This window comes from Nocardia sp. NPDC051787 (genome assembly GCF_040681325.1).
In the GTDB taxonomy this organism is placed as follows: Bacteria; Actinomycetota; Actinomycetes; order Mycobacteriales; family Mycobacteriaceae; genus Nocardia.
On the sequence record NZ_JBFAYO010000023.1, the window covers coordinates 85,799 to 103,360 of the forward strand.

Sequence of the window (17,562 nt, forward strand, 5' to 3'; positions counted from 1 at the left end):
CGGATGGCGGAGGCGTGCCCACATAGCTGAACGAGACTCCATTACTGACCCCCCGCGGCGTGGTGACCGTGACCAGCACGACTCCCGTTACTGCAGGAGAGATAGCGGTGATCTGCGTTGCAGAGTCGATCGTGAACGAGGTCGCTGGAGTGGCTCCGAATCGGACCGCTGTAGCTCCAGTCAGATTCGTCCCGATCAACGTGACCGTGGTTCCACCGATGATCGGTCCCGAACCTGGGCTCGCCGAGACCAGAGTTGGAACCGCAGACAGGGAAGTACTGCTAGGCATTGTGCTGCCTCCTGACCGCGGTGAGAGGGTTCCGCTACACCAGGTGGCCGATTCGCTTGGTCCTGGCTCAATTCAGTAAGGCCCCTATACCGGGTTCCGGGCAATGGGTATCTCGATCCGTTTTCGTCCGTTTTCAGACGACCTCAACGAAAAACGATGGCCCCGACTGTTTTCCAGTCAGAGCCACCGTCTTCCATTCGACGCGGTGCGTCAGCCCTTGTGCGACTTGACCGCTTCGGTCAGCTGCGGCGCGACGTTGAACAGGTCGCCCACGATGCCGTAGTCGGCGATCTCGAAGATCGGCGCCTCTTCGTCCTTGTTGACCGCGACGATGGTCTTCGAGGTCTGCATGCCCGCGCGGTGCTGGATCGCGCCGGAGATGCCGAGGGCGATGTACAGCTGCGGCGAGACGGTCTTGCCGGTCTGGCCGACCTGGAACTGGCCCGGGTAGTAGCCCGAGTCGACGGCGGCGCGGGAAGCGCCGACGGCCGCGCCGAGCGAGTCGGCCAGCGCCTCGACCACCGCGAAGTTGTCGGCGGAACCGACGCCGCGGCCACCGGAGACCACGATGCCGGCCTCGGTGAGCTCCGGACGGTCACCGGCGACGACCGGCTCGCGCGAGGTCACCTTCACCACGCCCTCTTCCTGCGCGGGCACCTCGACGGTGACCTTCTCGCCCGCACCGGCCTGCGCCGACGCCTCGACGGCGCCAGGGCGGACCGAGATCACCGGCACGTCGCCGGTGGCCTTGGCCTCGACGGTGAACGCGCCACCGAAGATGGAGTGCACCGCGCTGCCGTCCGCCTTCACCTCGATGACGTCGACCAGCAGGCCGGAGCCGATGCGGGCGGCCAGGCGACCCGACACCTCCTTGCCCTCGGCGGTGGCGGCGACGATGACCGCGGCCGGGGAGGCCGACTCGGTCAGGCCGGCCAGCACGTCCACCTTCGGGGTCACCAGGTAGTTCTCCACATCGTCGGACTCGGCGATGTAGATCTTCTCCGCGCCGGCGGCGGCCAGCGCGCCGGCCAGCTTCTCACCGGTGCCCGCCGTGCCGAGCACGACGGCCGCGGGCTCGCCCAGGGTGCGCGCCGCGGTGAGCAGTTCGGTGCTGACCTTCTTGATCGCACCGTCGGCGTGCTCGACGAGCACAAGTACTTCTGCCATTTGTGTTCTCTCCTAAGAAGTCTCAGTCCTGGAGGGCGGGACGAGCGACAATCGCGAAGCGGCTCGTTCCGCCCGACCGGGTGCGGGTGTCCCGCAGCGCTGCCGAGATCAGATGATCTTCTGGCCGATCAGGTACTGGGCGATCTTGGTGCCGCCGTCGCCCTCGTCCGCGATCTTCTCGCCCGCGGTGCGCGGAGGCTTCGGGGTGGCCGCGGTAACGGCGGTGCCGGCGTTCGCGACACCGACGGTCGACGGGTCGACGCCCAGATCGGCGAGCGTGAAGGTCTGCACTTCCTTCTTCTTCGCGGCCATGATGCCCTTGAAGGACGGGAAGCGCGGCTCGTTGATCTTCTCGGTGACGCTCACGATGGCCGGAAGCGTCGCCTCCAGCTTGAACACGCCTTCGTCGGTCTCGCGCTCGCCGGTGATCTTGTCACCGTCGACGGTCAGCTTGCGCAGGTGCGTCAGCTGCGGCAGGCCCAGGTACTCGGCGATGATCGCCGGGACGGCGCCGGCGCGGCCGTCGGTCGCCTCGTTGCCCGCGATGACCAGCTCGACACCCTCGACCTGACCGAGCGCACTCGCCAGCACCCACGCGGTCTGCACGGCGTCGGAGCCGTGGATGGCCGGGTCGTTGATGTGGATTGCCTTGTCGGCGCCCATGGACAGCGCCTTGCGGATGGCCTCGGTGGCGCGGTCCGGACCGGCGGCCAGCACGGTGACCTCGCCACCCTGGGCCTCCTTGATCAGCAGCGCCTCTTCGACGGCGCGCTCGTTGATCTCGTCGAGAACGGCGTCGGCGGCCTCGCGATCGAGGGTGAAGTCACCGTCGGTCAGCTTGCGCTCGGACCAGGTGTCGGGAACCTGCTTGATGAGTACGACGATGTTCGGCATCGGTCTTCGTCGACCTCCTGTTCTGGTTACACGTATGTGGTGGTCGCACGAGCTGGGCCGTACGTCCGTAGTGAGTGGCTCAGGCCGTGACATTACCTTACGTTAAGTTACCCGTGGGTAACTTAGTGCCTTCTCTCTCACTGCCCAGCCCCGGGGGATAAAGTGCGCCGGATCAGAGGTCCCCATAACGGCGAAACCCGCGCGAGGAATCCGACCGGGTGCGGGTGTCCCGCGCCGATACCGTGCCAGTAACGTCGGAGTGATGAGCGAGGCTGTGATCCCTGCCGCAGTGGGCGACCCCACGGGCGCTGCCGCGGACCCCGAGACGAGCGTCGGCGCCGTCGAACCGCTGCCGCTGACCGGCGAGCGCACCGTTCCTGGCATCGCCGAGGAGAACTACTGGTTCCGCAGGCACGAGATCGCCTACGCTCGCCTGCTCGACCGCTGCGCCGGAAAGACCGTGCTCGAGGCCGGTTCGGGGGAAGGCTACGGCGCCGACATGATCGCCGACGTGGCCACCAAAGTTATCGGAGTGGACTACGACACCACCGCCGTCGAGCACGTGCGCGCACGCTACCCGCGCGTGGAGATGATCCAGGGCAACCTCGCCGCGCTGCCGCTGGAGGACGCCACGGTCGACGTCGTGGTGAACTTCCAAGTGATCGAGCATCTTTGGGACCAGTCCCAGTTCCTGCGGGAGTGCCTGCGCGTGTTGCGTCCCGGCGGTGAGCTGCTGATCAGCACACCCAACCGGATCACCTTCTCCGCCGGCCGCGACACCCCGCTCAACCCGTTCCACACCCGGGAACTGAACGCCGCCGAGCTGACCGAGCTGTTGGTCGACGCGGGTTTCGAGGTGGCACGGATGATCGGCGTGCACCACGGGCCCGGCCTCCAGGCGCTGGACGCCAAGCACGGCGGGTCGTTCATCGACGCGCAGATCGAACGGGCGCTGGCCGGCGAGCCGTGGCCCGACGACCTGACCGCGGACGTCGCGAGCGTCACGGTCGACGACTTCGCGCTGGTCGCCGAGGACATCGACGCGAGCCTGGATCTGGTCGCCATCGCGGTGAAGCCTTGACCGAACGCAGTGCCGTGCCCGGCGGGCACTCCGCAAGTCCGGTGCCGGGCCAGTTCACCTTGGTCCTGCACTCCCACCTTCCCTGGCTGGCCAACCACGGTCGCTGGCCGGTCGGCGAGGAATGGCTCTACCAGTCCTGGGCCGCCTCCTATCTGCCGGTCGTCGAGGTCCTGAGAACCCTTGCCGCCGAAGGCCGTTCGCACCTGATGAGCCTGGGCATCACGCCGGTGCTCGCGGCCCAGCTGGACGACCCGCACTGCCTGGCGGGCATGCATCACTGGCTGGGCAACTGGCAGCTGCGCGCGGATGAGGCCGCCATGGCGGGCAACGTCGCGCTCGGCAGGCACGAACACCGTCTGGCCGCCGCGGCGCTGGCCGAATTCGAGCAGCGCTGGCGGCACGGCGCGGCGCCGGTCTGGCGCGAACTGGTCGACGCCGAGACCATCGAGCTGCTCGGCGGGCCGCTGGCGCACCCGTTCCAGCCGCTCCTGGATCCGCGGCTGCGGCAGTTCCAGCTCACCGAGGGCCTCGCCGACGCGCGGCGGCGCTGGGGCCATACGCCCACCGGGATCTGGGCACCGGAGTGCGGCTACACCCCCGGCATGGAGATCGGCTACGCCGCCGCCGGTGTGACGCATTTCATGGTCGACGGACCGGCGCTGCGCGGCGACACGACGGTCGGTCGGCCGGTGCACGATTCCGACGTGATCGCCTTCGGCCGCGATCTGCAGGTGAGTTACCGGGTGTGGTCGCCGAAATCGGGCTATCCGGGCCACGGCGCCTATCGTGACTTTCATCACTATGACCACGCGACGGGTCTCAAACCCGCCCGGGTCACCGGCAAAACCGTCGCCGGGCCGGACAAGGCGCCCTACGACCCGCAGCTGGCCGCCGCGGCGGTCGCACGCGACGTGGACGATTTCGTTCAAACCGTGCGCGAGCGGTTGATCGCCGAGTCCGCGCGGATCGGGCGGCCCGCGCTGGTCGTCGCCGCGTTCGACACCGAACTGTTCGGCCACTGGTGGCACGAGGGCCCGCAATGGCTGGCCCAGGTGCTGCGCGCGCTGCCGGAGGCGGGCGTCACCGTTGGCACGCTTGCCGACGCGCGCGACCGCGGCTACCTGGGCGAACCGGTGCCGCTGGCCGACTCGTCCTGGGGTTCGGGCAAGGACTGGCGGGTGTGGGCGGGCGAGCAGGTGCGCGACCTGGTCGAACTCGACGACGACATCGTGCGGCTCACGCTGGACACCATCGACAAGATGCGCGCGGCCCAGGGCGGCGCGCCGGGCTTGCGTGATCAGGTTGCCGATCAACTACTGCGCGAGGCGATCCTGACCGTGTCGAGCGACTGGGCGTTCATGGTCAGCAAGGATTCCGCGGCGGGCTACGCGCGCGACCGCGCGCACCGGCACGCGCACGCGGTGCGGGAAATCGCCGCGGCCGTCGGGGCGGGCCAAGTCGCCAAAGCACGGCAGTTGGCGGCAGGATGGGGGGCGGCTGACGGACTCTTCCCCGCCGTGGACGCGCGACGACTGACCTCCGCGGGGTCCGTACCCGGCACCACCGGGCCAGCATCCGCCACCACGCCGGGAACGGGCCACGCCACCGCGGACCAGAGCCCCGACCCAGCGGAACCGGGCCTCGCCGCAGAAGGACGTGCATGAAGATTTTGATGGTGTCGTGGGAGTACCCGCCGGTCGTGGTCGGCGGGCTCGGCAGACACGTGCATCACCTCGCTGTCGAACTGGCCCGCGCGGGCCACGAGGTGGTCGTCCTGTCCCGGCGGCCCTCCGGCACCGACTCCTCGACCCATCCCACGCACTCGTTCATCGCCGAAGGCGTGCTGGTGGTCGCCGTCGCCGAAGACCCGCCGGTGTTCGACTTCGGCCAGGACATGCTCGCCTGGACGCTGGCCATGGGCCACGCGATGGTGCGCGCGGGCGTCGCCCTCGGCAAGCCGGGCATCGGCGACGGCTGGACGCCCGACGTGGTGCACGCGCACGACTGGCTGGTCGCCCACCCCGGCATCGCGCTGGCCGAGTACTACGACGTGCCGCTGGTGTCGACCATGCACGCCACCGAGGCCGGGCGGCACAGCGGCTGGGTCGCGGGCAAGGTCAACAAGCAGGTGCATTCGGTCGAATGGTGGCTGGCCAACGAATCCGACGCACTGATCACCTGCTCGACGTCCATGCAGGACGAAGTCGAGCGGCTCTACGGTCCGGAACGGATCCCGATGACGGTGATCCGCAACGGAATCGACGTGGGCGCCTGGACCTTCCGTCCGCGCTCGCCGCGCAGCGGTCCGCCACGGCTGCTGTACGTGGGCAGGCTGGAGTACGAGAAGGGCGTGCAAGACGCGATCGCGGCGCTGCCGCGCATCCGCCGCGCCCATCCCGGCACCACACTCACCATCGCCGGTGTCGGCACCCAGTTCGAGTGGCTGCGCGAACGCGCCCGAGTACACCGGGTCGCCCGCGCGGTGAACTTCGCCGGACAACTCGACCACGAGGAACTGCTCGGCTGGCTGCACGGGGCGGACGCGATCGTGCTGCCGAGCCGGTATGAGCCCTTCGGCATCGTCGCTTTGGAGGCGGCCGCGGCGGGCACCCCGTTGGTCACGTCGACGGCGGGTGGGCTGGGCGAGGCCGTGATCGACGGCGTCACCGGTGCCTCCTTCGCTCCCGCGGACGTCGAGGGCTTGGTCGAGGCGGTCCGTGCCACCCTCGACGACCCGGCCGCCGCGCAACAGCGGGCCTACGCCGCCCGGGAACGGCTCACGGCCGATTTCGCGTGGGACGTGGTGGCCGCGGAGACCGCCCAGGTGTACCACTCGGCCAAGCGTCGGGTGCGCAATCCGCTGGGCCGCCCGACCATCGTCGATCGCCCGCTGCCGGAACGCGATCCGGCGTAGGTGGGGTCACTTTTCGAGCTTCTTGACGATGCGCTCGATGGTGAGCCAGGTGCGGGTGGTGATGTCCTTGCCGTACGTCTTGTCCAGCCAGGCCATGAAGTTCGGCGTCTTGCCCGGATCGCTGTTGTCGATCACCGCGAGGAAAGCACGCGCGGCCTTGTCGTAGCCGACGATCCGGGTGAGCGGATCGGGTTGTTCGGGCAGCGTAACCGTGGCGGCGGCCGCGTCCTTGAGGAACGTCGCGATCAGATAGGTCCCGCGGCCGTGGGTCGCTCCCTCGAAAGGGTCGCTGTCCACTAACGCGCGCAATTCCTCGTGGCTGCGGATGATCGTGCCGCCACCGATCCCGAGCTCGGTGATCAGCGCCTGCTGGATGCGCTCCTCCAGCGCGGGCACGTCGGTGTCGGCGCTGTGGAACACGATGTTGCCGCTGGCCAGCACCGATCCCACGCGATCGAATCCGAGTGATTCGAACACCGCCCGCAATTTCTCGTTGCTCATGTTCGGATTGCTCGGCATGATCCCGCGCAACAGTGCGGCGTAGGCGTTCATACCGCCGAACCTACTCGCCGACGCCGACAGCCGACCGAACTCGGTGGGCGCGATTACGCGGTCTGGGTGGCGCCGTTCTTCTTGCGGGCGATGTCCTCCAGCGCCGCAAAGTATTTGGCGCGTTCTTCGGCGCCCGCCTCCCAGGCGGCCTTGCGGTTCTTGACCACCTTGGCCGGTGCGCCGACAGCGATGCTGTAGTCCGGGATCTCGCCCTTGACCACGGCGTGCGCGCCGAGCACGCAGCCGCGGCCGACGCGGGTCTCGCGCAGCACGGTCACCTTGGCGGCGATCCAGGTGTCGGGTCCGATGCGGACCGGGCTCTTCACGATGCCCTGATCCTTGATCGGCACGTTGATGTCGTCCATCCTGTGGTCGAAGTCGCAGATATAGCACCAGTCGGCGACCAGGGTCGATTCGCCGATCTCGATGTCGAGGTAGGTGTTGACGACGTTGTCCTTGCCGAACACCACCTTGTCGCCGATGCGCAGCGAACCCTCGTGACAGCGGATCGCGTTGCCGTCGCCGATGTGCACCCAGCGCCCGATCTCCATCCGGGCCAGCTCCGGCGTCGCGTGGATCTCCACCCGGCGGCCGAGGAACACCATGCCGCGCAGCACGATATGCGGGTTGGCCAGGCGGAACTTGAACAGTCGGTAGTAGCGCACCAGATACCAGGGCGTGTACGCCCGGTTCGCGAGCACCCAGCGCAGCGACGCCAGCGTCAGAAATCGCGCCTGCCGCGGATCCCGGCGGCGCGAACCCCGCCAGCGCGAGCGCAACGGTGCGCCCCACATGCTCGTCACGAACGGTTCTCCTGTCGTGGTCCTTCCGGCTGTCGCCCACCTCGGCGGCGACGGATAGAGCCTATCGCTCCCGGCGAGCACCGAGACGAGCACCCGCGACGACAACGGCGGGACTCGTTCACCCTCGCACGGGCCTCCCGTACAGTGACTCGTGCGTCGACGACGGCGACTGCGAACCCGCCGGTGCGAAGACCGTTCCGCAGGGCGCGGTTCGAGGATCTCAACGGTCTCGTGCGAGCCAACGATGACAGGAGTGCGGCAGGTGCGAAGCGGCGGGGTACTGGCTACTTCCATGTGGCGACCGTCCCGGAAACGTGCCGCGGCCGTGCTGGCCGCGGTCGCCGCGCTGGCCTTGACCGGCTGCGGAACCGATGTCGACGACATCACCGTCGGTTCGGGCAAAGGCTGGACCGCCGCCTACCACGACGGCCGCAACAGCGGCACCAGTCCGGTCACCGGCTCGCGGAAACTGGCGCTGAGCTGGTCGCGCCCCATCGGCGGACCGATCGCTCAGCCGGCCACGCTCGGTCCCGACGGCCAGATATTCGTCACCACGCGCCTGCCGAACTGCTCGATCTTCTCCTTCCAGATGGCCACCGGGCGCAAGCGGTTCTGCAACGCGCTCGGCCCGAGCGCGATCTCCGCGCCCTCGGCCGTCGACGGCATGACCAACGTCTACGTCGGCGACGACAGCAAGGTGAACGCGTTCAACTACCTGGGGCAGCCCCGGTGGAGCACGCCGGTCGCCGGGACGCCGGTCTCGGTGCAGTTCACCGGTGACGGAAAGCTGGTGACGGTCACCCAGTCCGGTCAGGTCGACGTGTTGTCGCGGCAGACCGGCGAGCGCCTCGTGCCGACGGTGCAGCTGCTCGGCCAGCCGGATTTCCTGGCGAACGCCGGTCTCACCTGGCCCGCCGCCGGCCAGGGGCTGGACGACTGCGCGACCGGGGGACCGCAGTGCCCGGTCGCGAACATCTCCCCCATCGACGCCTCGAGCGGCCGCTTCTACGTGACGTTGTGGCAGCCGGGCAAGCCCGTCGCGGCACTGGTCGCGCTGCGCTACGGCGATGGCGAGATCAAGCGGGAATGGAGCGCCGACCTGCTGGAACGCGGTAGCGCGACCAGCCCGGCCCTGTCCGCGGACGGCTCCACCCTCTACGTCGGCGACAACAGCGACCGCCTGATCGCGCTGGACACCGCCGACGGGCGGACCAAGTGGGTCCAGCGGCTGGACTGGACGCCGCGCGGCGGTATCTCGGTCTCCAGCGACGGTTTGATCATCCCGTCCGGCGACGACGGCTACCTGCTCGCGCTGCGCGACAAGGGCGATGCCGTCGAAACCGTCTGGGAGCGTAAGGATCTCGCGTCGCACGGAACCGCGGTGCAGACGGCGGGCGATACCGGCTACACCACCGCGGCGATCGGCGAGGGCCTGCGCCTCGTCACGTTCGACACCCAGACCGGCGCCACCATTGATTCCGATGTCCTCCCCGGCGCACAGGGCCCCACCACGGGCACGTCGGTCGGCGCCAAGGGTGAGGTCGTGGTCGCCACCCGCATCGGCGAAATCTTCGCCTTCAAGCCGGAATAGCCACCCGCTGGCGCAGCAGTGCAGCCGCGGCGCTAGGGCAGGTCAGCTTACGGGCGACTTACCACCTTCCGGTCCGGTGGGTCAGGGGGTGGCACAGAGAAAGGCGGTGGCGGTGCGGCCTATGCGGGTGATGACGAGAGTGTGAGGCAGGGTGCCGCGGAGTTTCATGCGCGCACGCAAGGCATCGGGGTCGATGTCGACGCCGCGCGTGAGGATTTCGAGAGGGCCGCAGTCGCGGCGATGGAGTTCGGCGCGCAGGGACTTCTCCCGGAAGTCCATGCGGTCGAGGATGCGGAAGCCGCGCACGCCCTCGGGGACGGTGTCGCCGGTGAGGTAGGCGATGCGCGGATCCAGTTGCCACAGGCCGTGTTTCGCGGCGTAATGACGGACGAGACCGGCGCGCACAATGGCGCCGTCGGGGTCGATGATCCATTCCCCGGGCGTGCGCTCATCGATATCGTCGGGTTCGGCATCGGTGATGGTCCGGGCGGCGCCGGTGGACGAGAGCACCGTGGCACGACGAGTGATGCCGGGTTCGGTCAGCCCTGGAGACCACAGGCAGGCCTCCCGCACCGCGCCGTCCAGGGAAACGACCTCGATCTCGCCCGACCAGCCCAGGCGGTCGAAATCCAATCCCGGAGCGCATTTCACGGCGAGATCGCGGTCCGCGTAGGCCGTCAGCAGGTCCGGCAGCGGCGGCTGCAACTTCGCAGGATCGTGGGTACGCCGACCGTCGGCACGGCGCGCTGGATCGGCGATGGCCACGGTGTCGCTGGTGCTCGGGCGCAGCGCGTCCGCCTTGGCCAGCACCACATTCCGCGCTGGCGACGCACCCGATTCCCCTACCGGAAACCAGCACTGTCCCAGATTGTGCGCGGCGATGGCGAGCCGCACGTCGTCCAGATCGCTGCCCACCACAGCCGGGCACACCCGGGCCAGCTCGACGAGTTCGGCGCCGATGGAGCAGGTTACGTCGTGCACCGCCCGACCGGCCAGTCGCGCGGCCCGATGCCGGGCGACGGCGGTGGGGGTTGCCTGCTGCAGGGCGTCGTCGGTGAACAGCCACTCCCCCGCGGCGGTGAGTTTGGCCGCGGCGCGGCGGCGCAGCCGGACCGTCTCGACCAGAGCCGCGGCCTGGTCACCGTGGGCGCGGCGCACCTGCTCGAGATCCTTCAGCAGGGATGCCGGGGTCAGCGCCAGTCGATCCACCTCGGCCAGCGCGGTCCGACCGGCCGGACTACCCAGGTAACCGACGTCATCGCGGGAGAAGTGATAGCCCACTACCGATCTCCTACAGGCTCGCGGACCGAGTCGGCTCGCCCGATTCCGGCAATCGCGATCGTGCCGGTAGCGATCCCGCAAGCCTTCGCCCGGTCACCGTTTCCGCAGCGTTCCGTCTCCGGATTCCGAAACGGCGACCTGGGCCCGCACCCGCCCACCGCGGCAGCACCGGCCGTGCCACCGAGATGGACGATGCGATCGCGAGAGGGATCGCGAACCATTACTTTCCGGCGGCGCTCGGCTTCACGCCGGTGATCATGGCGTTGTAGAAGAACTGGCGCGGAACCACGCGGCGCATGACGTTCTCGTCCACCCAGCTCAGCCCCAGCCACGCGCGGTACATCGCCATCCGGTAGCGCCAGGTGAGCTTTTCGGCGGGCACGGCCGCCTCGAAGGTGCGCACCGGCCAGCCCCACAGCGCGGCGGCGAATTCCTCGGTCTTGGCGGACACGTCGACGGCGCCCGCCGAGCGCGCCATCGCCTCCAGCCGGCTCGGATCGAAGGTGTGCAGGTCGACCACCGCCTCCAGGGCCGCGGCGCGCGAGGACTCGTCCAGATCCTCCTGCGGACGCCGCCAGTCGCTCAGTAGGGGCAGCTTGGTGACCGTGGTGGTGGCCTTCCAGGTGATCCGGCCCAACCAGCGGGCGTAGAAGTTGCCCACCGTCGTCGGCTCGCCGGCGAACACGAAGCGGCCGCCCGGCTTGAGCACGCGCAGGCACTCCTTCAGCGCCAGCTCGACGTCGGGGATGTGATGCAGCACCGCATGGCCCACCACCAGATCGAAGGTGTCGTCCTCGTAGGGGATGGTCTCCGCGTCGGCGACCCGGCCGTCCACGTCCAGTCCGAGGTTCTCCGCGTTGCGCAGGGCGACCTTCACCATGCCCGGCGACAGGTCGGTGACCGAACCGGACTTCGCCACGCCCGCCTGCATCAGGTTCAGCAGGAAAAAGCCGGTGCCGCAGCCCAGTTCCAGCGCCTTGTCGTAGGGCAGCGGGGCGGGACCGACCGCGGCGTCGAAGCGCCCGCGGGCGTATTCGATACAGCGCTCGTCATACGAGATGGACCATTTGTCGTCATAGGTCTCGGCTTCCCAATCGTGGTAGAGCACCTGGGCCAGCTTCGTATCCTCGAGCGCTGCTTCGACCTCCGCCTCGGTGGCGTGCGGGTTCGGCGCGGGGTCGTCGGGACGTACCGTCATGGTCGGCAAGCCTACCCAAATCCCCAGTTGACGCCTGCTATCGGCCCACGAATTCGGCTGACCCTGGACCGTTGGCCAGATAAGAACCTGTTCCGATCAGGCGATCTTCCGTCGTGAACAGCGCGGACCATTCGGTGCGTGCCCGATCGAGGCCGTGCGGACCGGCTTCGAAGACCGCTTTCGCGGCGGCCAGCGCGCGGGCGGGGCCGTCCTCGAACTGCCGCGCCCAGCGCATCGCGGCGGTGTAGACATCGTCCGGCGCGACCACCTCGTCGACCAGGCCGAGCGCCTTCGCCTCGTCCGGCTCGACGAAACGACCGGTGTAGACCAGGTCCTTGGCCGGACCCGGTCCGATCAGCAGGGACAGCCGCCGGATGCCCGCGAGCGGGATCAAGCCCGCCTTGATCTGCGGCAGACCCAGCTTGACGTTGTCACCGATGACGCGGCGGTCGGCGCCGAGTGCCAGTTCCAGCCCGCCGCCGAGGCAGTAACCACTGATCGCCGCCACGGTGGGCTGCGGGATTCTGGCCAGGCAGCCGAGGGCGCGCTGCATATCGGCCGCCATGGCACCGGCCTGATCCACCCCGAGCCCGGACAGCTCGGCCACGTCGTCGCCCGCCGAGAACACCCGCTCGTCGCCATACACGACCACCGCGGCCACGCCCGGATCCGCGGCCACGGCGTCCGCCGCCTCGGCCAGCTCCCGCGCCAGTTGCACGTTCAACAGGTTCATCGGCGGGCGAGCGATCCGGAGTACGGCCACGCGCCGCTCGGCGGCGCTCTCGGGCAGATCCAGGGTCACGAATTCGGCCATGGGAGGCCACGCTACCGGGTAGCCCCGGGAATCCTCACGGCCGCACGGAGCCCTTGAGGCGTCCGGCGTCCGGGAGATCGGCGAAGTAGCGCTCGTTGTCCGGGAAGGACAGCATGTGCTTGCCGTCCACGTCGGCCAGCACCGGCAGGATCGGGTCGATCGCGCGACGCGCGGCCAGGATCTCGGCGGTGGAACCGAATTCGCCGAGCGCGACCAGTTGCGACCAGGTCGGCGGCAACAGCACGTCGGTGCCCGACCGCCAGCGGGCCAGCGCCTCGGCCGGAGTGCTCCACTGCACCTCCGCCGCCTCGGACGTGGCGCCGTCGGCCAGCTGGCCTTCCGGCAGCACCGCGACGAAGAACCGGGTGTCGTAGCGGCGCGGCTCGATCACCGGGGTGATCCAATTCGCCCACGGCCGCAGCAGATCCGCGCGCAGCACCAGCTTCTCTTCGGCGAGGAACGTCGCCAGCGACAGCTCTCTGCGCTCCAGCCTGCCGCGGGCGTCCCGGTATCCGGTCGTGTCGCAGACCACGCTGTCGGCGGCGGGGCCGGCCAGCAGCACGCCGCATTCCTCGAACGTCTCCCGCACGGCCGCGCAGACCAGCGCCTTCGCCCTGGCCTTGGTGGTCGCGAATCGCTCGGCCCACCAGGCGGGCTCGGGACCGGCCCAGGCGATGTCCGCGGTGCCGTCGGATGGGTCGACACCGCCGCCGGGGAACACGGTCATGCCCGCGGCGAACGCCATGGCGCCGACCCGGCGCTGCAGGAAGATCTCAGGTCCATCGGCGCCGTCACGCACCAGCATCACCGTCGACGCGTCCTTGGGTGACGGGGGCTGCTGCGAGTCGGCCTGCGCTGCTGTCTCACTCACCCCTGCACCCTAACGCGCGCTTGGTGAGCGCCGTCACGACGTCCGCGTCAGCGGGTGCGGTGCTTGCCCGCGCGGCGAGCGCGCCGCGCGAAGTAGCGGCCGTCCACCCGGTCCAGCGCGATCGATTGCCGGAAGGCGTCGCTGAGGTTCTCCGCGGTGAGCACATCCGACAGCAGGCCCTGCGCGACCACCTCGCCCTCGTTGAGCAGCAGGCCGTGGGTGAAGCCGGGCGGGATCTCCTCCACGTGGTGGGTGACCAGCACGATCGCGGGCGCGTCCGGGTCGGCGGCGAGATCGCCGAGCCGTTCCACCAGTTCCTCCCGGCCGCCCAGGTCCAGGCCCGCGGCGGGCTCGTCGAGCAGCAGCAGCTCGGGATCGGTCATCAGCGCGCGAGCGATGAGCACTCGCTTGCGCTCGCCCTCCGACAGCGTCCCGTAGGTGCGGTCGGAGAGATGTTCGGCGCCCAGGCTTTCCAGCATGTCGATGGCGCGGTCGGTGTCCATGTCGTCGTAGCGCTCCCGCCAGCGGCCGAGCACCGCGTATCCGGCGGACACGACCAGGTCGCTGACCTTCTCGTCGACCGGGACCCGGCTGGCCACCGCGGCCGACGACAGGCCGATACGCGGACGCAGCTCGCTGACGTCGACCTTGCCGATCCGTTCCCCGAGTAGATGGGCGATGCCCGCGGTGGGGTGTACCTCGGCCGCGGCCATCCGCAGCAGCGAGGTCTTGCCCGCGCCGTTGGGGCCGAGGACCACCCAGCGTTCGTCGAGCTCGACCTGCCAGGTGACCGGGCCGACGAGGGTATGCCCCGAACGGCGGACGGTCACGTCGGTGAAATCGATGAGCAGATCGGGATCCGGTTGCGGCACGCGCTCCATCTTGGCCCACCAGCGGGGGCACTCGCCAACGCGGGGAGGGAAAACGGTCCAGTTGGTCTGATCGACACCTCCCCAGCTGTCGCCGCCGCGCCGGAAGTCCGAGACCGCGCCGAGGACCCAGGTGCCGCCGCGGCGCGGTCACCAGGACCGGGGGCACCGCGCTTACCGTCATCGAACCCGGCGCAAACCTCCGTGAACACCACATCAGGCACTCCCACCGCGCCGCCCGGAGCCACCCGCCCGAAACCGCGTCGCCGCGGCGAGGGCGTCCCCCCCGCTCACCAGGAGTGGGCGGGGCACCGCAATCACCGTCATAGAACCCGGTGCCACTTCGGTGAATCCCGCGTCCCGCACGGCGACCGCGGTGCCCTCGACCACCTGGGCGGACAGGGTCGCCCAGCGCTGGGGATCGGCTTCGCGCACCGCGCAGTGGAAGCCGATTTCCGCCCAGCGCAACGCGTGCTCGACCGGCAGCGCACCGGCCAGCAGCATGCTCGCGTGCCCCACCTGCGCCGCCGCTTTGCCCAGGGTCATCCCGAGTGCGGCGTTCACCCACAGCACCGGCAGCTCCGGGGCGGGCGGGCCGGGGTCGTCGTGGTCGAGATCGGTTCCGCCGATCTGCAGGCGTTTGATCACCGGATCGACCTCCCCCACCGGGCCGGGGACCAGTGCGCGCGCTTGCGCGCCGTCGATCTCGACGGTGACGCCGTCCACCGCGCAGGTCGCGCGCCACTGGGCGCCGCGGGCGCGCCGGGCCAGCTTGCGAATGCGCGAGCGCTTCCAGGCCAGATATCGCGCTTCCCACTCGCCGCCCGGACCGACCCGCTCGTCCAAGCACAGTGCCACTGCCGCCGCGGCCGCCGCGGCGAGCAGCGCGCTGCGCGGCGGCGGATCGGTCTTGGGCAGGTGCAGAACCATCTGCATGGCCTGCACCATGGCCGGGTCGTCCGGATCGCCGGTGCCGCCGTACCCGCCCGCCAGCTCGGCATGCCGCACGCGAAATCCCGCGATGTCCGATGCGGTTGCCGCCGTGCCGGTCTCGCCACCGCGGACCTCGGCGCCGCATTCCGGGATGCCCGTCATCACTCCACCTTGATCGTCAGCGAAAACGTTTCGGCTGGTGTCAAGCCGTGTTCCCACGGCCGTGTGTACTCCATCCGCAGCGCCGTCACACCGGCAGCCGCGCCCACGAAGCTCCACACCGAGGTGCCGCCCGCGCCCGGCGCGACGGGCACGGCCGGATCGGGTTCGAAATCCGCCTCGCCGTCCTGCTTCGCCACGGCCGCGTCCACTTCCGCGATGCTCCAGGAATATCCGGTCGACGGGTTGGACGGCAGGGCGACCATGAGCCGCTGTCCGACGCGCAACCGCCGCTCCTGCCCGTTGTCGGCAGCGCCAGCGCGCACAACGGGATTCGCGGACTCGGAAGTGGTCTCGCCGGACACGTCGTTGCCGCCGCACCCCGCCACCGCCAACCCGAGAAGCAGCACCAGCAGGGACTTCCGCACCCGTCCTCCGATCGCCGAATGATCAACCGCAGCGAGCCTACCGAGCGGCGCTCAAAGACATCGGCGAGCGGTGGGCTATCCGGGGCACATAGGTGGCGAGCCGGTGCGCCGCGACTTGGGCGAGTTCCGAATGGGCGAAGCCGTGTCGGCGAGCCAGTGGCCCGCGACACCCAGCACGGCGTCCCGGAACCGCGCGGTCCTTCCGTCGGCGGGGCGGGAACGACGAGCCGAGCGCCATGCTCACCGCCCGGCTACCCGGCGGACCAGGTGCGAACGCTCAGCCCAGTGGGACGCGGCGCAGCAGGCCGTCCCTGGCATCCGCGGCCTCCACCTCGTGGCGGGTGACCCCGAGAATGAACAGCACCGCGTCCAGGTAGGGATGCGAGAGCGCGGCGTCGGCGACCTCGCGCAGCGCGGGCTTGGCGTTGAACGCGATGCCGAGCCCGGCGGCGTTGAGCATGTCGATGTCGTTGGCGCCGTCACCGACCGCGACAGTCTGTTCCATCGGCACCCCGGCCTCGGCCGCGAACTTGCGCAGTGCGGTGGCCTTGGCCGCCCGGTCCACGATCTCACCGACGACCCGGCCGGTCAGCTTGCCTTCCACCACTTCCAGCGTGTTCGCCTGCACGAAGTCCAATTCCAACTCGTGCGCCAGCGGTTCGATCACCTGCCGGAAGCCGCCGGAAACCACGCCGCAGCGGAAGCCGATGCGGCGCAGCGTGCGAATGGTGGTGCGCGCGCCGGGGGTCAGCGCGATCTTCTCGGCCACGGCCTCGATCACCGACTCGTCGAGACCGGCCAGCGTCGCGACCCGCTGCCGCAGCGATTCGGCGAAGTCGATCTCCCCGCGCATGGCGGCCTCGGTCACCTTGCGGACCTCGTCCTCGACACCGGCGTGGGCGGCGAGCATCTCGATGACCTCGCCCTGGATCAGGGTCGAGTCGACGTCGAACACGATCAGGCGCTTGCCGCGGCGCGCCAGCCCGGCGCGCTCCACCGCGACGTCGACCTCCTCGGTGACCGCGACCTCGGCGAGCGCGGTGCGCAGCCGCGAATCCGTATCGGGGCCGGAGTCGATCGCGGTGACCATGAGCTCCATGCCGGTCACCGGGTAGTCGGCGATGCCGCGGATGGTGTCGATGTTGGCGCCCAGAGCGGCCAGTTGCCGCGAGACCGCGCTGAACGCGCGCGCCGTGACCGGGCTGCCGAGGATCACCACCGCGTGTGTGGACATCGGCTGTCTGCCGATCGCCGCGTCCACTTCCACGTCGACGTGCATGCCGACGGTGTTCATGGCCTCTTCGAGTTCGTCCTGCAACGCCTCGGGGTCGTTCGGACAGGTGACCAGGACGCCAAGGGTCAGCCTGCCCCGGATCACGACCTGCTCCACGTCCAGCAGGCTCACCTGGTGCCGCGACATCGCCGCGAGCAGCACGGACGTCACACCGGGGCGGTCGGGCCCGGTGACGGTGACGAGGACGGTGGTGTCGGCCAACTGATGAGCTCCAAGTTCGGTGTTTGCCGTCGCTGTGCTGGACATCGTTGTCGCAAACGCCACGGTGCGTGTCGGTCTGCACAAATGAGTGTGCACCCGCTGGTCACCAGCAGGTGCACACCCGTCGCGCTGAATCCTACGGCGTGGCCGGACGAACCCGGCCAGCGACATAAAAGGCGCAGCCGGACGAAGTCCGTCCACAGCCCGCGCCGGGCCGAGCGCA

16 protein-coding genes and 1 pseudogene are annotated in these 17,562 nt (G+C 69.7%); 4 read left to right on the forward strand and 13 right to left on the reverse strand.

From position 1 onward, the window contains the following. Positions 1–34 precede the first annotated feature (34 nt). The 3 genes and pseudogenes from AB0M45_RS23655 to AB0M45_RS23665 form a co-directional block, all read right to left on the reverse strand. Positions 35–289, reverse strand: a pseudogene (locus AB0M45_RS23655) (IPT/TIG domain-containing protein); the annotation flags it as partial. A 210-nt stretch (positions 290–499) separates the two neighbouring features. After that, positions 500–1,456 (reverse strand): electron transfer flavoprotein subunit alpha/FixB family protein, encoded by a 957-nt coding sequence (locus AB0M45_RS23660; protein ID WP_364333023.1) that lies wholly within the window; start codon positions 1,454–1,456, stop codon positions 500–502. Between the two features lie 108 nt (positions 1,457–1,564). Continuing rightward, positions 1,565–2,350 (reverse strand): electron transfer flavoprotein subunit beta/FixA family protein, encoded by a 786-nt coding sequence (locus tag AB0M45_RS23665; protein WP_364333026.1) that lies wholly within the window; start codon positions 2,348–2,350, stop codon positions 1,565–1,567. Between the two features lie 262 nt (positions 2,351–2,612). Between AB0M45_RS23665 and AB0M45_RS23670 the strand changes: the two genes are divergently transcribed. Genes AB0M45_RS23670 through AB0M45_RS23680 form a run of 3 tightly spaced genes read left to right on the forward strand, consistent with a single transcriptional unit; the run spans position 2,613 to position 6,345 of the window. Next, positions 2,613–3,431, forward strand: coding sequence for a class I SAM-dependent methyltransferase (locus tag AB0M45_RS23670; RefSeq protein ID WP_364333029.1), 819 nt, complete (start codon positions 2,613–2,615; stop codon positions 3,429–3,431). Then, positions 3,428–5,095 (forward strand): glycoside hydrolase family 57 protein, encoded by a 1,668-nt coding sequence (locus tag AB0M45_RS23675; RefSeq protein ID WP_364333032.1) that lies wholly within the window; start codon positions 3,428–3,430, stop codon positions 5,093–5,095. Before AB0M45_RS23670 ends, AB0M45_RS23675 begins: the two co-directional genes overlap by 4 nt. After that, a complete protein-coding gene (locus AB0M45_RS23680; RefSeq protein ID WP_364333035.1) occupies positions 5,092–6,345 on the forward strand; it encodes a glycosyltransferase family 4 protein in 1,254 nt (417 codons plus the stop codon). Before AB0M45_RS23675 ends, AB0M45_RS23680 begins: the two co-directional genes overlap by 4 nt. Before the next feature lie 6 nt (positions 6,346–6,351). On the opposite strand, the gene AB0M45_RS23685 is transcribed toward AB0M45_RS23680, so the two are convergent. After that, positions 6,352–6,897 (reverse strand): DUF1697 domain-containing protein, encoded by a 546-nt coding sequence (locus AB0M45_RS23685; RefSeq protein ID WP_364333038.1) that lies wholly within the window; start codon positions 6,895–6,897, stop codon positions 6,352–6,354. Positions 6,898–6,950: 53 nt separating this feature from the next. Next, positions 6,951–7,700 carry an acyltransferase gene (locus AB0M45_RS23690; protein WP_364333041.1) on the reverse strand — a complete coding sequence of 250 codons (750 nt, stop codon included), beginning with the start codon at positions 7,698–7,700 and terminating at the stop codon, positions 6,951–6,953. A 253-nt stretch (positions 7,701–7,953) separates the two neighbouring features. On the opposite strand from AB0M45_RS23690, the gene AB0M45_RS23695 reads away from it, so the two are divergent. After that, positions 7,954–9,291, forward strand: coding sequence for a PQQ-binding-like beta-propeller repeat protein (locus AB0M45_RS23695; protein ID WP_364333044.1), 1,338 nt, complete (start codon positions 7,954–7,956; stop codon positions 9,289–9,291). Positions 9,292–9,372: 81 nt separating this feature from the next. Here AB0M45_RS23695 and AB0M45_RS23700 read toward each other — a convergent pair whose 3' ends face one another. The 8 genes from AB0M45_RS23700 to serB form a co-directional block, all read right to left on the reverse strand. Then, positions 9,373–10,572, reverse strand: a complete 1,200-nt coding sequence (locus AB0M45_RS23700) for a class I SAM-dependent methyltransferase (protein ID WP_364333047.1) — start codon at positions 10,570–10,572, stop codon at positions 9,373–9,375. A gap of 220 nt (positions 10,573–10,792) precedes the next feature. After that, positions 10,793–11,770: a methyltransferase domain-containing protein gene (locus AB0M45_RS23705; protein WP_364333050.1), complete on the reverse strand. Its 978-nt coding sequence runs from the start codon at positions 11,768–11,770 to the stop codon at positions 10,793–10,795. Positions 11,771–11,807: 37 nt separating this feature from the next. Beyond that, positions 11,808–12,584, reverse strand: coding sequence for an enoyl-CoA hydratase-related protein (locus AB0M45_RS23710; RefSeq protein WP_364333053.1), 777 nt, complete (start codon positions 12,582–12,584; stop codon positions 11,808–11,810). A 34-nt stretch (positions 12,585–12,618) separates the two neighbouring features. Beyond that, a complete protein-coding gene (locus AB0M45_RS23715) occupies positions 12,619–13,389 on the reverse strand; it encodes an NUDIX hydrolase (protein WP_364333101.1) in 771 nt (256 codons plus the stop codon). A gap of 113 nt (positions 13,390–13,502) precedes the next feature. After that, the gene (locus tag AB0M45_RS23720; protein ID WP_364333055.1) at positions 13,503–14,336 is read right to left on the reverse strand and encodes an ABC transporter ATP-binding protein; all 834 of its coding nucleotides are present in this window, start codon (positions 14,334–14,336) and stop codon (positions 13,503–13,505) included. 204 nt (positions 14,337–14,540) lie between these two features. Then, positions 14,541–15,419: an aminoacyl-tRNA hydrolase gene (locus AB0M45_RS23725; protein WP_364333058.1), complete on the reverse strand. Its 879-nt coding sequence runs from the start codon at positions 15,417–15,419 to the stop codon at positions 14,541–14,543. Next, a complete protein-coding gene (locus AB0M45_RS23730) occupies positions 15,419–15,844 on the reverse strand; it encodes a protease inhibitor I42 family protein (protein ID WP_364333061.1) in 426 nt (141 codons plus the stop codon). Before AB0M45_RS23730 ends, AB0M45_RS23725 begins: the two co-directional genes overlap by 1 nt. A 277-nt stretch (positions 15,845–16,121) precedes the next feature. Continuing rightward, on the reverse strand, positions 16,122–17,384 hold the full coding sequence (serB, locus tag AB0M45_RS23735) for a phosphoserine phosphatase SerB (RefSeq protein WP_364333064.1): 1,263 nt from the start codon (positions 17,382–17,384) through the stop codon (positions 16,122–16,124). Between the last annotated feature and the right edge of the window lie 178 nt (positions 17,385–17,562).

Bases quoted from the DNA above. Each gene is read 5' to 3' on its own strand.
- AB0M45_RS23705 (WP_364333050.1), bottom strand. From the start codon at position 11,770: ATGACGGTACGTCCCGACGACCCCGCGCCGAACCCGCACGCCACCGAG.
- AB0M45_RS23680 (WP_364333035.1), top strand. From the start codon at position 5,092: ATGAAGATTTTGATGGTGTCGTGGGAGTACCCGCCGGTCGTGGTCGGC.
- AB0M45_RS23660 (WP_364333023.1), bottom strand. From the start codon at position 1,456: ATGGCAGAAGTACTTGTGCTCGTCGAGCACGCCGACGGTGCGATCAAG.
- AB0M45_RS23710 (WP_364333053.1), bottom strand. From the start codon at position 12,584: ATGGCCGAATTCGTGACCCTGGATCTGCCCGAGAGCGCCGCCGAGCGG.
- AB0M45_RS23715 (WP_364333101.1), bottom strand. From the start codon at position 13,389: ATGCTGGTGCGTGACGGCGCCGATGGACCTGAGATCTTCCTGCAGCGC.
- AB0M45_RS23720 (WP_364333055.1), bottom strand. From the start codon at position 14,336: ATGGAGCGCGTGCCGCAACCGGATCCCGATCTGCTCATCGATTTCACC.
- AB0M45_RS23685 (WP_364333038.1), bottom strand. From the start codon at position 6,897: ATGAACGCCTACGCCGCACTGTTGCGCGGGATCATGCCGAGCAATCCG.
- AB0M45_RS23665 (WP_364333026.1), bottom strand. From the start codon at position 2,350: ATGCCGAACATCGTCGTACTCATCAAGCAGGTTCCCGACACCTGGTCC.
- AB0M45_RS23725 (WP_364333058.1), bottom strand. From the start codon at position 15,419: ATGACGGGCATCCCGGAATGCGGCGCCGAGGTCCGCGGTGGCGAGACC.
- serB (WP_364333064.1), bottom strand. From the start codon at position 17,384: ATGTCCAGCACAGCGACGGCAAACACCGAACTTGGAGCTCATCAGTTG.
- AB0M45_RS23670 (WP_364333029.1), top strand. From the start codon at position 2,613: ATGAGCGAGGCTGTGATCCCTGCCGCAGTGGGCGACCCCACGGGCGCT.